12 protein-coding genes are annotated in these 13,190 nt (G+C 70.5%); 1 reads left to right on the top strand and 11 read right to left on the bottom strand.

Going from position 1 to position 13,190, the window contains the following annotated elements; translation table 11 throughout:
* Positions 1–57: 57 nt before the first annotated feature.
* From rplS to ACFXI4_RS26540, 6 genes are all read right to left on the bottom strand, one after another.
* Positions 58–408, bottom strand: a complete 351-nt coding sequence (rplS, locus tag ACFXI4_RS26565; RefSeq protein WP_362718966.1) for a 50S ribosomal protein L19 — start codon at positions 406–408, stop codon at positions 58–60.
* 140 nt (positions 409–548) lie between these two features.
* A complete protein-coding gene (gene trmD / locus ACFXI4_RS26560) occupies positions 549–1,382 on the bottom strand; it encodes a tRNA (guanosine(37)-N1)-methyltransferase TrmD (protein WP_384995359.1) in 834 nt (277 codons plus the stop codon).
* A 3-nt stretch (positions 1,383–1,385) separates the two neighbouring features.
* Positions 1,386–1,928, bottom strand: coding sequence for a ribosome maturation factor RimM (gene rimM / locus ACFXI4_RS26555; RefSeq protein ID WP_384995356.1), 543 nt, complete (start codon positions 1,926–1,928; stop codon positions 1,386–1,388).
* Between the two features lie 103 nt (positions 1,929–2,031).
* A complete protein-coding gene (locus tag ACFXI4_RS26550) occupies positions 2,032–2,271 on the bottom strand; it encodes an RNA-binding protein (protein WP_005479813.1) in 240 nt (79 codons plus the stop codon).
* Positions 2,272–2,276: 5 nt separating this feature from the next.
* Positions 2,277–2,696, bottom strand: a complete 420-nt coding sequence (gene rpsP, locus ACFXI4_RS26545; protein WP_362718974.1) for a 30S ribosomal protein S16 — start codon at positions 2,694–2,696, stop codon at positions 2,277–2,279.
* 302 nt (positions 2,697–2,998) lie between these two features.
* The gene (locus ACFXI4_RS26540) at positions 2,999–3,601 is read right to left on the bottom strand and encodes a hypothetical protein (RefSeq protein WP_351323543.1); all 603 of its coding nucleotides are present in this window, start codon (positions 3,599–3,601) and stop codon (positions 2,999–3,001) included.
* A gap of 585 nt (positions 3,602–4,186) precedes the next feature.
* Here ACFXI4_RS26540 and ACFXI4_RS26535 point away from each other — a divergent pair.
* The gene (locus ACFXI4_RS26535; RefSeq protein ID WP_384995354.1) at positions 4,187–5,047 is read left to right on the top strand and encodes an SAM-dependent methyltransferase; all 861 of its coding nucleotides are present in this window, start codon (positions 4,187–4,189) and stop codon (positions 5,045–5,047) included.
* 145 nt (positions 5,048–5,192) lie between these two features.
* Here the strand turns inward: ACFXI4_RS26535 and ftsH are convergent, their stop codons facing one another.
* From ftsH to ACFXI4_RS26510, 5 genes are all read right to left on the bottom strand, one after another.
* Complete coding sequence (ftsH, locus tag ACFXI4_RS26530) at positions 5,193–7,136, bottom strand: ATP-dependent zinc metalloprotease FtsH (RefSeq protein ID WP_384995351.1); 1,944 nt, start codon at positions 7,134–7,136, stop codon at positions 5,193–5,195.
* A 48-nt stretch (positions 7,137–7,184) separates the two neighbouring features.
* Positions 7,185–8,735: a signal recognition particle protein gene (ffh, locus tag ACFXI4_RS26525; RefSeq protein WP_362726765.1), complete on the bottom strand. Its 1,551-nt coding sequence runs from the start codon at positions 8,733–8,735 to the stop codon at positions 7,185–7,187.
* 93 nt (positions 8,736–8,828) lie between these two features.
* Positions 8,829–11,285, bottom strand: a complete 2,457-nt coding sequence (locus ACFXI4_RS26520; protein WP_384995348.1) for a [protein-PII] uridylyltransferase — start codon at positions 11,283–11,285, stop codon at positions 8,829–8,831.
* Positions 11,286–11,320: 35 nt separating this feature from the next.
* Entirely contained in the window at positions 11,321–11,659 is a 339-nt protein-coding gene (locus ACFXI4_RS26515) for a P-II family nitrogen regulator (protein WP_093498850.1), read from the bottom strand.
* A complete protein-coding gene (locus tag ACFXI4_RS26510; RefSeq protein WP_362721349.1) occupies positions 11,656–12,993 on the bottom strand; it encodes an ammonium transporter in 1,338 nt (445 codons plus the stop codon). Before ACFXI4_RS26510 ends, ACFXI4_RS26515 begins: the two co-directional genes overlap by 4 nt.
* Positions 12,994–13,190 lie beyond the last annotated feature (197 nt).

The following is a 13,190-nucleotide window of genomic DNA, read 5'->3' as shown; positions in this document are numbered from 1 at the left end:
CGGTAAGGCACTTTCTTATCGGCTCGCTCGCCTGTCGATCGCGAGCCGGTCGCGCGATCAGTTGTCGCGCTTCTCCTTGATCTTCGCGGCCTTGCCGCGCAGGTCGCGCAGGTAGTACAGCTTGGCGCGACGCACGTCACCGCGGGTGACGAGCTCGATCTTCTCGACGATCGGGGTGTGCACCGGGAAGGTGCGCTCGACGCCGACGGAGAAGGAGACCTTGCGGACCGTGAAGGTCTCGCGGACACCGCTGCCCTGGCGGCGGATCACAACGCCCTTGAACTGCTGCACACGGGAGCGGTTGCCCTCGATGACGCGGACGTGGACGTTGACGGTGTCACCCGGGCGGAAGGCCGGGACGTCGCTGCGCAGCGACGCGGAGTCGACGGTGTCGAGCAGGTGAGCCATTTTCTTCTGCTTTCTTCGCTGATGCCACAGGTCATCAACGGAACTAGAGGTTCTCGGGAGATGGGCCGGGCCGTCGGGGTGGGCGTCGTCTCCCCCTGTGGCAGGGGCGCACACCGGACGGTTCACGGCACAACAGCCGCCTATTCTTCCACGCCGGGGGCCCGGCGCCAAAATCGGCCGTGGGGCGCTCCCTGCGGGTCCGGTTCCCAGCCCAGGACGGAGAGCATCTCGCGGTCCTTCTTGTCGAACGCCTGGGGCTCGCAGCGCTCGATCAGGTCGGGCCGGTGCGCCGTCGTGCGTTTCAGGGCCTCGTCACGGCGCCAGCGGGCGATCTTCCCGTGGTGCCCGCTGAGCAGCACCTCCGGGATGTCACGCCCCCGCCACTCGGGCGGCTTGGTGTAGACGGGGCCTTCCAGGAGGTTGGCCATCGCGCCGGGCGCGAAGGAGTCGTCCCGGTGCGACTCGGCGTTGCCGAGGACGCCGGGCAGCAGCCTGGCCACGGCCTCGGTGACGACGAGTACGGCCGCCTCGCCGCCGGCGAGCACGTAGTCGCCGATGGACACCTCGTGGACCGGCATCCGGGTGGCGTACTCGTCGATGACCCGCCGGTCGATGCCCTCGTAACGGGCCGGTGTGAAGACCAGCCAGGGCTGCTCGGAGAGTTCGACCGCGAGTTCCTGGGTGAAGGGGCGGCCGCTGGGGGTGGGCACGATCAGGGCGGGGGCGTGCGCACCCGTCTCATAGCCGTCGGCGAGGACGGTGTCGAGGGCCTCGCCCCAGGGGTCGGTCTTCATGACCATGCCGGGTCCGCCGCCGTACGGTGTGTCGTCGACGGTGTTGTGGCGGTCGTGGGTCCAGGCCCGCAGGTCGTGCACACGCACGTCGAGCTGTCCACGCGCGCGTGCCTTGCCGACGAGCGAGACGTTCAGCGGTTCCAGGTACTCGGGGAAGATCGTGACGACGTCGAGGCGCATCTCTTACGACTCTTCCCGTGCGGAGGCGATCTCGGCCCGGTCGTCGATCAGGCCCGGCGGGGGCGCGATGACCGCCTTCTGCTCCGTCAGGTCGATCTCGGTGACGATCTCCTCGACGAACGGGATCATCACCTCGCTGCCGTCGGCCCGCTCCACGATGAACAGGTCCTGGGAGGGCAGGTGCGAGATCTCGGTGATCCGGCCGACCTCGGTGCCGTCCACGGTGACCACGTCCAGGTCGATCAGCTGGTGGTCGTAGTACTCGTCCTCGTCCTCGGGCAGCTCCTCCGGATCGACCTCGGCGATCAGGAGGGTGTTGCGCAGGGCCTCGGCGCCGGTACGGTCCTCGACCCCTTCGAAGCGCAGGAGCAGACGGCCGCTGTGCACCCGGCCCGTCTCGATGGTCAGCGGTCCCGTCGAGGCGGGATCGGTGGCGAGTACGGCGCCGGGCGCGAGCCTGAGCTCCGGCTCGTCGGTACGTACCTCGACGGTGACCTCGCCCTTGATGCCGTGGGCGCGGCCGATCCGTGCGACTACCAGCTGCACTGTGCTTGTTCTCCTGTCATAGGACTCGTACGACCAGCCATACGACTACGGGCCGGGGACGGCCCAGTGGCCCTCCCCGGCCCGAGCCGGTTGCGATGAAGCGTCAGCGGACGTGGTCCACGTCGACGAGGTCGACCCGGACTCCGCGACCGCCGATGGCGCCCACGACGGTACGCAGGGCGCGAGCGGTACGGCCGTTGCGGCCGATCACCTTGCCGAGGTCGTCGGGGTGCACCCGGACCTCCAGCACGCGCCCGCGGCGCAGGTCGCGCGAGGCGACCTGCACATCGTCGGGGTTGTCGACGATGCCCTTCACGAGGTGCTCAAGCGCCTCTTCGAGCATGGTGCTCAGGCCTCGGTCGACTCGGACTCAGCCGCGGCCTCGTCCTTCTTCTCAGCCTTCTTCTTCTGGGTGATGGCCTCACCCTTGCCCTCGTCGTCACCGCCGAGCGCCTCGAACGTCGGACGCGCGGCCTTCGGCGCGGCGACGAGCAGCGGCGCCGGGGCGGGCTCGCCCTTGAACTTCTGCCAGTCGCCGGTCTTCTTGAGGATGGCGAGCACGGGCTCGGTCGGCTGGGCACCGACACCGAGCCAGTAGGCGACGCGCTCGGCGTCCACCTCCATGACCGACGGGTTGTAGGTCGGCTGGTACTTGCCGATCTCCTCGATCGCACGGCCGTCACGACGGGTGCGGGAGTCGGCGACGACGATGCGGTAGTGAGGCGAACGGATCTTGCCCAGACGCTTCAGCTTGATCTTGACTGCCACTGGAGTGGGTTCTCCTGGATTTGACGTGTTTGGGCACGGCGAGATTGCCGCGTGGGGTTGCGGTACCCGAGTGCCCGATGGACGCGTCAGCCGGAGGAGAGAGGGGTCCTGTGCGGCTGTCGAGTACAGCTAGCCATTGTGCCACACCCCGCGGGTCGCTCTGGACGACGGCGAGGCGCCGGGCCCTGGGCACGCCGCAGGAGCACCCGGCGCGGAGGTGAGGCGCGTCGGGTGCGCTGCCTGCGCGGAGACCGGGGTGCGGCGATGAGCGATGGCTACGACTGCCACGAGCAGCCGTGTGCTCAGCTCGCCGCCGCTCCCACGACCTCCGGGATGCGGAACGGCTTGCCGCACCCGCCGCACACGATGGGCGCCTGGGCGAGGACCGACGGCACCACCCGGACGTTGCGTCCGCAGTCGCACACCGCCTTGACCCGGACGCCACCACCGGACGAGCCGTGGCGGGCGGCCGGGCCGCGGAAGGTACGGGAGGTGTCGGCGGAGGTCGCCACCGTATGGGCCTTGAGAGCGCGCTGCAGCCTCTCGATGGTCGGCCGGTAGCGCCGCTTGGCCTCGGGGTTGAGCGTGACCAGCGAGAAGCCACTGCTGGGGTGCGGTTCGTCGGGGTGGTCCAGGCCCAGCTCCTCGGCGATCGCGAGGAATCTGCGGTTGTGGTAGCGGCCGGCCCGGGAGGTGTCGCGCACTCCACGGGCTGCGGCGATGCCGTGGACTGCCTCATGGAGCAGTCGTTCGAAGGAGAGCTCGTGTCCGCACGCGGACGACGACTCTCCGATCAGGGACTCCGGCGCGGCGAGGTCCGGCAGCTCGGGGTGGTACCGCTGAATGTCGGCCCACGCCTCTGCCAGCTCCGCGGCGAGAACAGGTGGTGTCTGTGTCGTGCTCACGTAATGAGAACGAGCGGGAGTGCCACTGTGTTCCTATTCCGGGGCATCCCAAATAATTTGCACGTACCCGTCAGTTGGCACTGAAGCGTGGAGACGAGTACGGGTGCGCTGATCTGCGGAGAAGCCTCACAGCTCGTACCAAGCCGGTGCGTAGCCTGACGTACGGCCCGGCACGTACTCCGGCGTAGAAGCCGTCATGGCGATGGTCCGTGGATGCGCAAGAGGCCTTTCGGTCGCTCTCGTGGCGGACACGCCATCTCGCTCAGCGCCCGCGACGGCTCCGACGTTACTCGGATCCCGTCGTCATCCGGCACCGGCCCCTCTCCCGCGACCGGACACCGTGCGGCCGACGTGGCCGCCGACCATGGCCAGAACCGCCGTGTCGTGGGTCCGATGGTAGAGCCACAAGTTGCGGGGATGTGAAATCTCGCCACAGTCATAGTCCATGCACAAGCGGGCAGCCGCGACCTCTGGACGCCACCGCGAGCCCGGAGTTACCTGGCATACGTGGGAAGTGCGAGCGCACGACACGGGGACCACGGAATCGGTCAGTGCGTAACTCTCGGCGGATTGGGGCGCTTACCTATGACACCTACGCTCGTGCGGCATCACCCGTCTCACGCGGACTCCGCACCCCGCGTGAACCTGGGCGCACGCGCGCGTGACTGGTCAGAGATCCAGGAGCGGATGCTGGTGCCGCTCTACGAGACCGTCCACGAGCGACTCGAAGTGGGTCCCGCCACCCGGCTGCTGGGCCTGTGCTGCGGCTCGGGTCTGGCCCTGCTGATGGCGGCGGCCAGAGGGGCCGCGGTCACCGGAGTCGACTCCTGCCCCGACCGCCTCGCCCTCGCCCGTGAGCGCCTGCTGCCCGAGCCTTCCCGCGGGCCACGCGCGCGGGGCGGCGGTCCCCGGATCGTCGAAGGCCGCCCGGCGGACGCGGCGGACCCGCAGGCGCCCGCGTACACCCTGATCACCGCCTTCGACCCGATCGGCTGCCTGGCGGGAGACGCCGAAGGGCTCGGCGGACTGCTCGCCGAGGCGACGCCGACGGCGGCGCACGGGGCGGCCGTGGTGCTGGTCGGCTGGGGACCGCCGGAACGCTGCGCGACCTCGTCCGTCCTGCGGGTGGCCGCGAAATTGGCCGATCCCTTGCGCAGCGCGGGCAGCTGGCGGCCGGCCTGCCGCGACGACCTGGAAGAGGTCGCCCAGCGGGCCGGGTTGCGGATCGACGGGTCCGGACGGGTCTCCTGCCCGTTCGGGTACGCCGACACGGCCAGTGCCGTACGGGGGCTGCTGTCGACCGGACTGTTCGACGCGGCGATCGCGGCGACCGATCAGGAGCAGGTCGACAAGGAGCTGACCGAAGCGCTCCACCCGCACCAGCGGCCGGACGGCACGGTGTGGATGCCGAACGTCTTCCGGTATCTGATCGCCCGCGTGCGCTGACGCTCCGCCGGTTCGCTCCGCCGGGTTGGCCGATATGTGTGTGCGGCGCCGTGGGGGCTGGTCGCGCCCACGCGGCGGAGCCGCAAGTCGATGCCGCAAGCCGATACAGCCCCGCGCCCGTGCGGGCCGCTCGGATCCGGGGCGGTCAGGTCTCGTCGGAGGTCTTGGTCAGGCGAGGGATGCCCGCGATGCGGTAGGCGTCCGCCTCCTCCAGGGTCTCGCGTTCCAGCAGGGCCTGGGCCAGTGCGTCCAGCTGGTCGCGGTGGTCGCGGAGTTTGCGGCGGGCCTCCTCGTAGCACTCGTCGACGATCCGGCGCATCTCGGTGTCGATCGCGTCGAGGGTCTGGGGCGCGGCGGCGAGTCCGTAGGCCTGCTGGGCGTCGTTCGGGAGCGCGGAGAGGCGGCCGACCTCCTCGCTCATGCCCCAGCGGGAGACCATCCCGCGCGCGATGTTGGTGACCTGCTCCAGGTCGCTCTCCGAACCGGTGGTGATCACGTCGTAGACCACCTGCTCGGCGGCCATTCCGCCGAGCGCGCCGATGATCCGGCCGCGCAGGTACTCCTCGGTGTACGCGTACTTGTCCGCGTCCGGTGTGGACAGGGTCACGCCGAGCGCGCGGCCTCGCGGCACGATGGTGATCTTGCGGACCGGGTCGGCGCCGGGCTGGAGCATGCCGAGCAGAGCGTGTCCGCTCTCGTGGTAGGCGGTGCGCCTGCGCTCCTCCTCGGGCATCACCAGCGGCCGTTCGGCGCCGAGCTGGACCTTCTCCAGGGCCTCCGAGAGGTCGGCCTGGGTGACCTCGTCCTGCTTGCGCTTGACGGCGAGCAGGGCGGCCTCGTTGGCGAGGTTGGCCAGTTCGGCGCCGGTCATGCCCGGGGTGGTGCGGGCGACCTGGGCGAGGTCGACACCCTCGGCGAGCGGGATCTGGCGGGTGTGGATCTCCAGGATGGCCTCGCGGCCGGTGCGGTCCGGGGGTGACACCTGGACCACCCGGTCGAAGCGGCCGGGCCGGGTGAGGGCGGGGTCGAGGATGTCGGCGCGGTTGGTGGCCGCGATGACGATGACGCCCTCGGAGCCGGAGAAGCCGTCCATCTCGGTGAGGATCTGGTTGAGGGTCTGCTCGCGCTCGTCGTGTCCGCCCATGGAGGCGCCGCCACCGCGGGCCCGGCCGATGGTGTCGATCTCGTCGATGAAGATGATGGAGGGGGCGACCTTGCGGGCCTCAGCGAACAGCTCGCGGACCCGGGAGGCGCCGACGCCGACGATCATCTCGATGAACTCGGAGGCGGAGGCCGAGAAGAACGGCACCCCCGCCTCACCGGCCACGGCCCGCGCCAGCAGCGTCTTGCCGGTGCCGGGCGGGCCCGCCAGCAGCACGCCGCGCGGCATCTTGGCACCCATCCTGCGATAGGCGTCGGGGTTCTTCAGGAAGTCGACGACGTCGTTGAGTTCGCCCTCGACCTCGTCGATGCCGGCCACGTCCTCGAAGGTGGTCCGCTGCTGTCCGGGCTCCAGCTCGACCGGCTTGGGCGGCGCCTTGCGTCCCAGCATGCCGCCCGCGCCGCCGAGTCCCGCGCTCATCCGGCGCGCGATGAAGACCCACACCGCGACGAGAATGATGATCGGCGCCAGCGAGATCAGCAGGTTGGCGAGAAAGCTGCGGTGCTGGACGACCGGTGCGGCGGTGACCGTGACGTTGTGCTTGGTCAGGTTGGCCCACAGGTCGTCGTCGGCGAAGGAGGGCCGCTCGGTGTTGAACTTGGTGTAGCTCCCCTCGCCCTCGGGGTTCTTCTGCTCCTTCTTGAGCTGCCCCTGGATCGAGTCGCCCTTGGCGTAGATCTTGTCGACGTTGCCGGCGTTCACCTGCCTGCTGAACTCGGTGTACGAGATCGTCGGTTCGTTCGCCTGGTCGAAGTAGGACAGCACCAGGTTGGCGAGCAGGTAGACCACCAGCGCGGTCATGATCAACCGCCACCACCCGCCGCGCATCCTGGGCCCGCCGGGCGGCGGCTTCGACGGCTCCTCGGGGGCACCCTCGGTACGCCAGGGCTGGTCGGGCGACTTGCGCGGCGGCGCGGGGTTGGTCATATGCGGAAGGTACGACACCGACCAACCCCGGCACGCGCACGGTGGGTATCAGCCCATGAACTTCTTGAACTCGTCCGGCAGCTCGAAGTCCTGGGCGCCCTGCTGCGGCACCCCGAAGGCGTTCCCGCCCTGGGCGGCCGCCTCGCGGCGCTGGGCCTCCTCCAGCTCCTGTTGCTTGCGCTTCATCGGGTTGCCGGAGCGCTGCTTGCCCTTGGCCTGCTTCGGCTGCTTCTTGGTACGGCCGGGGCCGCCGCCCATGCCCGGGATCCCCGGCATGCCCGGCATCCCGCCGCCCTGGGCCATGCGGGACATCATCTTGCGGGCCTCGAAGAACCGCTCGACGAGCCCCTTGACCGCGCTCACCTCGACACCGGAACCCTTGGCGATACGCGCGCGGCGGGAGCCGTTGATGATGTTCGGGTCCTGGCGCTCGCCCGGGGTCATCGACTTGATGATCGCGGCGGTGCGGTCGACGTCCCGCTCGTCCAGGTTGTTGATCTGGTCCTTGATCTGGCCCATGCCGGGCAGCATGCCGAGCAGCTTGCTGATGCTGCCCATCTTCCTGACCTGCTCCATCTGGGCCAGGAAGTCGTCCAGGGTGAAGTCCTGGCCCTTCTTGGACGCCAGCTTGGAGGCCATCTTCTCGGCCTCTTCCTGGCTGAACGTCTTCTCCGCCTGCTCGATCAGGGTGAGCAGGTCACCCATGTCGAGGATGCGGGAAGCCATCCGGTCCGGGTGGAAGGCGTCGAAGTCGTCGAGCTTCTCGCCGTTCGAGGCGAACATGATCGGCTTGCCGGTGACCTGGCGGATGGAGAGCGCGGCACCACCGCGGGCGTCACCGTCGAGCTTGGACAGGACGACACCGTCGAAGCCGACGCCGTCACGGAAGGCCTCGGCGGTGGTGACGGCGTCCTGGCCGATCATCGCGTCGACGACGAAGAGGATCTCGTCGGGGCTGACCGCGTCCCGGATGTCGGCGGCCTGCTGCATCAGTTCCTGGTCGATGCCGAGGCGGCCGGCGGTGTCCACGATCACGATGTCGTGGACCTTCTGCTTGGCGAACTCGATGGAGTCCTTGGCGACCTTGACCGGGTCGCCGACGCCGTTGCCCGGCTCGGGCGCGTAGACGGCGACCTGGGCGCGCTCGGCGACGACGCTGAGCTGGTTGACGGCGTTGGGGCGCTGGAGGTCGGCGGCGACCAGGAGCGGGGAGTGGCCCTGCCCCTTGAGCCAGTGGCCGAGCTTTCCGGCGAGGGTGGTCTTACCGGCGCCCTGGAGACCGGCGAGCATGATCACGGTGGGCGGCTGCTTGGCGAACCGCAGCCGGCGGGTCTCGCCGCCGAGGATGGTGACCAGCTCGTCGTTGACGATCTTCAGGACCTGCTGGGCCGGGTTCAGGGCCTTGGAGACCTCGGAGCCGAGAGCCCGCTCCTTGACGTTCTTGATGAACGTGCGGACGACGGGAAGGGCCACGTCGGCCTCGAGCAGCGCGATGCGGATCTCCCGCGCCGTGGCGTCGATGTCCGCTTCGCTCAGACGCCCTTTGCCGCGCAGATTCTTGAAGGTCGCTGAAAGGCGATCGGAGAGAGTGTCGAACACGGCGGCGTCGGTCCTCGGAGTCGGGGGCGGTGAGCGTCTTCCAGGGTATCCGGCCGCGCAAGGAAGTGGTCCCCGCCGTGCACAACCGTGCGGTCAGGCCCTCAGCGTCTCCTCCAGCTTGCGCGCCACGGAGCCGGCCTCCTCCGCGGGCAGCGGCGCGTGGTCGGCGCCGGTCACGTAGAAGGCGTCGACGGCGTTGGAGCCGAGGGTACTGACGTGCGCGCTGCGTACCCGTACCCCGGCGTCCTCCAGCGCCCGCCCGATCCGGAACAGCAGCCCGGGGGCGTCCTGCGTCCGTACCTCGATCACCGTGGCGTGCCGGGAGGCCGCGGGAGCCACCGTCACCCGCGGCGGCGGGGCCACCCAGCCCCGGCGCCGCGGGTAGGCCGCGTCCCGCTCGGCGAGACGTCCGGCGATGTCCAGGGACCCGTCCAGGGCGCGGACCAGGTCGGCGCGGAGGCGGGCGGCCTGGGGCAGGGAGCCGTACTCGGCGGCGACCCGCCAGTCCAGGAGCAGCACGGTGCCGTGGTCGACGTCGTCCGGGAGGTCGAGGGAGCGGAACTCGGCGGTGCGGACGGTGAGCCGGTGCACGGCCAGGACCCCGGAGACGGCCGGCAGGACGCCCGGCTGGTCCGGTACGGCGATGAGCAGTTCCACGCCGAGCGGTTCGGGGGCGCCGGTCGGCTCCTCGTCGGTGGCCGCGGGCTCGGTCTGGGCGCGCAGGGCCAGCACCGGGCCGCCGGTGCGGAAGGCCTCGATGGCCAGCCGCTCCTGCTCGGCCGTGGGCGCACCCGGCTCGGGCTCGTCGGCGGTGTCCCCGGCGAGGACCGCCGAGACCCGCTTGACCAGGTCGGCGACGAGCGAGCCGCGCCAGGACGACCAGGCGGCCGGGCCGGTGGCCTGTGCGTCGGCCTCGGTGAGGGCGTGCAGCAGCTCCAGGGTGCCCTGGCTGCCGACCGCCTCGGCGACCAGCCGGACGGTGGCCGGGTCCTCCAGGTCGCGCCGGGTGGCGGTCTCGATGAGCAGCAGGTGGTGTCGTACGAGCGTCGACAGGACCGCCACGTCCGCGCGGTCGAAGCCGATCCTGGCCGCCACGTCCTTGGCGATGATCTCGCCCGCCACCGAGTGGTCGCCGGGCCAGCCCTTGCCGATGTCGTGCAGCAGCGCGGCGACCAGGAGCAGGTCGGGGCGGTGCACGCGGCGGGTGAACTCGGAGGCGCGGACGGCGGTCTCGATGAGGTGGCGGTCGACGGTCCAGATGTGCACGGCGTTGCGCTGCGGCCGGCAGCGCACTCGCTCCCAGTCGGGCAGCAGCCGGCTGATCAGGCCCTCGGCCTCCAGCGCCTCCCACACGTCCACGGTGGGACGGCCGGACCCGAGGAGGGTGACCAGTTGCTCGCGCGCCTCGGCGGGCCACGGCGTGGGCAGGGCTCGCGTGGTGGCGGCCATGCGCCGTACGGCGTGCAGGGAGAGCGGGAGGCCGGCCTGCGCGGCGGCGGCCGCGGCGCGCAGGGGCAGGACGGGGTCGCGTTCGGGGCGGGCGGCGCGGGCAAGCACCACCTCGCCGTCCTGCTCGACCACGCCTTCGGCGAGCGGGGAGCGCTCGGTGAGCGGTTTGCCGCCGCCCAGCATGGCGCGCAGCCGTGGCCGCATGGCGCGCGACCGCAGCACGCGCCCCACTTCACGCCAGGTGACGTCGCTGGCGTACGAGATGACCCGCGCGGACTCGTAGACCTGGCGCAGCAGCGTGTCCGCGTCGAGGAGGTCCAGTTCGGCGGCGACCTGGTCCTGCTCCTGGAGGGCGAGGCGGTCGGTGGCCCGCCCGGTCGCCAGGTGCAGGGCGTCGCGGACGTCCAGCAGGCGCCGGCGGGCGTCGGCGAGGCCCTCGCGGGGGGCGTCGGCCAGCCAGGAGGCGGCGACGGCGCGCAGCGCGGTGGCGTCCCGCAGCCCGCCGCGGGCCTCCTTCAGGTCCGGTTCCAGCAGGTACTGCAGCTCGCCGTGGCGTTCGGCGCGCTCGACGCAGAGCTCCTGGAGTTCGGGAAGACGTTTGGGCGCCTGGTTGCGCCAGTCGGCGAGGATCGCGGTGCGCAGTCCGGAGGTCAGGCCCAGGTCGCCTGCGATGTGGCGGGCGTCCAGCAGGCCCAGCTGGACCTTGAGGTCGTCACCGGCGGTCTTGCGGGCCTCGGCGGACGTGCGCACCGAGTGGTCGAGGGCCAGGCCCAGGTCCCAGACGGGGTACCAGAGCCGGTCGGCGACGGCGGCCACCGCACCGGAGTCGCCGCCGTCGTGGAGCAGCAGCAGGTCGAGGTCGCTGCGCGGGGAGAGCTCGCCGCGCCCGTAGCCGCCGACGGCGACCAGGGAGACGCCACCGGTGATGCCCTCGGTGGCCGCCGCGAACAGGCCGGTCAGCCAGTCGTCCGTGAGTTCGGCGAGGGCGGTACGGCGCGACGGCCCGGACCGCGCCCCCTCGGTGAGGAGGCGCAGCCGGGCCGCCGCGTAGCCGCTGGGTCCCGTGTCCTCTGCGTCGTTCCGAACATCCGTACCCGTCACCCAGCGACTCCTGCCTGTATTCAGATGGTTCTGTTCTACAGTGCGTCCGGTCCGCGCTCGCCCGTGCGGACCCGTACGGCGGTCTCGACCGGGAGGGACCAGACCTTGCCGTCACCGATCTTGCCGGTGCGGGCGGCCTTGACGATGACGTCGATGAGCTGCTCGGCGTCCTCGTCCTCGGCCAGCACCTCGATGCGGATCTTGGGCACCAGGTCGACCGTGTACTCCGCACCACGGTAGACCTCGGTGTGGCCGCGCTGCCGCCCGTAGCCGCTGGCCTCGGTGACCGTGAGGCCGTGCACGCCGAAGGCCTGCAGGGCCTCCTTGATCTCGTCGAGCCGGTGCGGCTTCACGACGGCGGTGATGAGCTTCATGCGTCCACCTTCTTGCTCGTGCCGGCCAGGGCCGCGGCGGAGACGGAGCCGATGACACCGCCGCCCGTGCCGCTGAAGTCGTATGCAGTCTCGGCGTGCTCGGCCTGGTCGATGCCGGAGACCTCCTCGTCCTCGGAGACCCGCATGCCGATGGTCTTGTCGAGGAGGAAGGCGAGGACCGCGGAGGCCACCAGGGAGTAGGCGAGGACCGCGCCGACACCGGCGAACTGCTTCCACAGCTGGGTGAAGGAGTGGTCGCCGTAGAAGACGCCGGTCGCGGTGGACTGGCCCTTGCCGGTGGCGAAGAAGCCGATGAGCAGGGAGCCGATGATGCCGCCGACCATGTGGACGCCGACGACGTCCAGGGAGTCGTCGTAGCCGAACCTGAACTTCAGTCCGACGGCCGCGGCGCAGGCGACACCGGCGATGGCGCCGACGGCGATCGCGCCGAGCGGGGAGACGGCGCCACCGGACGGGGTGATCGCGACCAGACCGGCGACCGCGCCGGAGGCGGCGCCCAGCGTGGTGAACGCGCCGTGCCGGATCTTCTCGTAGGCGAGCCAGGCCAGCATGGCGGCGGCGGTGGCGACCTGCGTGTTGACGAACATCAGCGCGCCCACGCCGTCGTCGTTGCCGAGCCAGGAGCCGGCGTTGAAGCCGAACCAGCCGAACCACAGCAGACCGGCGCCGAGCATGACCAGCGGAAGGCTGTGCGGGCGCATCGGGTCCTTCTTGAAGCCGACGCGCTTGCCGATGACCAGGATCACACCGAGGGCGCCGGCACCGGCGTTGATGTGGACCGCGGTACCACCGGCGAAGTCGATCACACCGAGCTTGTAGGCCCAGCCGTCGGCGCCCCAGACCCAGTGCGCGACCGGGACGTAGACGATCGTGAGCCACAGGGCGACGAAGAGCGCCCAGGCCGAGAACTTGACGCGGTCCGCGATGGCACCGCTTATCAGGGCCGGTGTGATGACCGCGAACATCATCTGGAAGACCATGAACACGAAGATCGGGATCGTGTAGCCGTCCCAGAGTTCCGTCAGACCGACGTTGCTCATCCCCAGCCAGTCGGAGTTGAACCCGATGAAGCCGTTGCTGGAGCCGAAGGCAAGGGAGAAGCCGTAGAGAACCCACAGGATGGTGACGATCCCGATGCTGACGAAGCTCATCATCAGCATGTTCAGGGTGCTCTTGACGCGGACCATGCCTCCGTAGAAGAAGGCGAGTCCCGGCGTCATGAGCAGCACCAGGGCGGAACAGATGAGCATGAAGCCTGTGTTCGCGGAGGACAGCTTGGGTCCCTCCGCGGCAAGCATGATGGCTGGTGCCATCGGCGTCTCCTCGTCGATTGGTACGGCCCGGGTGCGGGCGATGCCTGAGAGCGGTCCGGTTCAAGCGGGGGGTGGGCCGGTTATGCGCCACGAGACTGGCGCAGCGCGGTTTCGGTCGTTGCCCCTCGTTGTTTCGCCGGAGTGACGAAGACGCCCTGTGTGTTACGCGTCGATGAATTGCCAGATGCCGGGCCGCG

The sequence above is a fragment of the Streptomyces sp. NPDC059224 genome (genome assembly GCF_042754285.1).
Lineage (GTDB): Bacteria > Actinomycetota > Actinomycetes > Streptomycetales > Streptomycetaceae > Streptomyces.
The sequence above is the reverse complement of the archived record's forward strand: the minus strand, read 5'-3'. Positions and strand labels throughout refer to the sequence as shown.

Bases quoted from the DNA above. Each gene is read 5' to 3' on its own strand.
- rplS (WP_362718966.1), bottom strand. From the start codon at position 408: ATGGCTCACCTGCTCGACACCGTCGACTCCGCGTCGCTGCGCAGCGAC.
- trmD (WP_384995359.1), bottom strand. From the start codon at position 1,382: ATGCGCCTCGACGTCGTCACGATCTTCCCCGAGTACCTGGAACCGCTG.
- ACFXI4_RS26550 (WP_005479813.1), bottom strand. From the start codon at position 2,271: ATGCTCGAAGAGGCGCTTGAGCACCTCGTGAAGGGCATCGTCGACAAC.
- ACFXI4_RS26535 (WP_384995354.1), top strand. From the start codon at position 4,187: ATGACACCTACGCTCGTGCGGCATCACCCGTCTCACGCGGACTCCGCA.
- ftsH (WP_384995351.1), bottom strand. From the start codon at position 7,136: ATGACCAACCCCGCGCCGCCGCGCAAGTCGCCCGACCAGCCCTGGCGT.
- ACFXI4_RS26515 (WP_093498850.1), bottom strand. From the start codon at position 11,659: ATGAAGCTCATCACCGCCGTCGTGAAGCCGCACCGGCTCGACGAGATC.
- ACFXI4_RS26510 (WP_362721349.1), bottom strand. From the start codon at position 12,993: ATGGCACCAGCCATCATGCTTGCCGCGGAGGGACCCAAGCTGTCCTCC.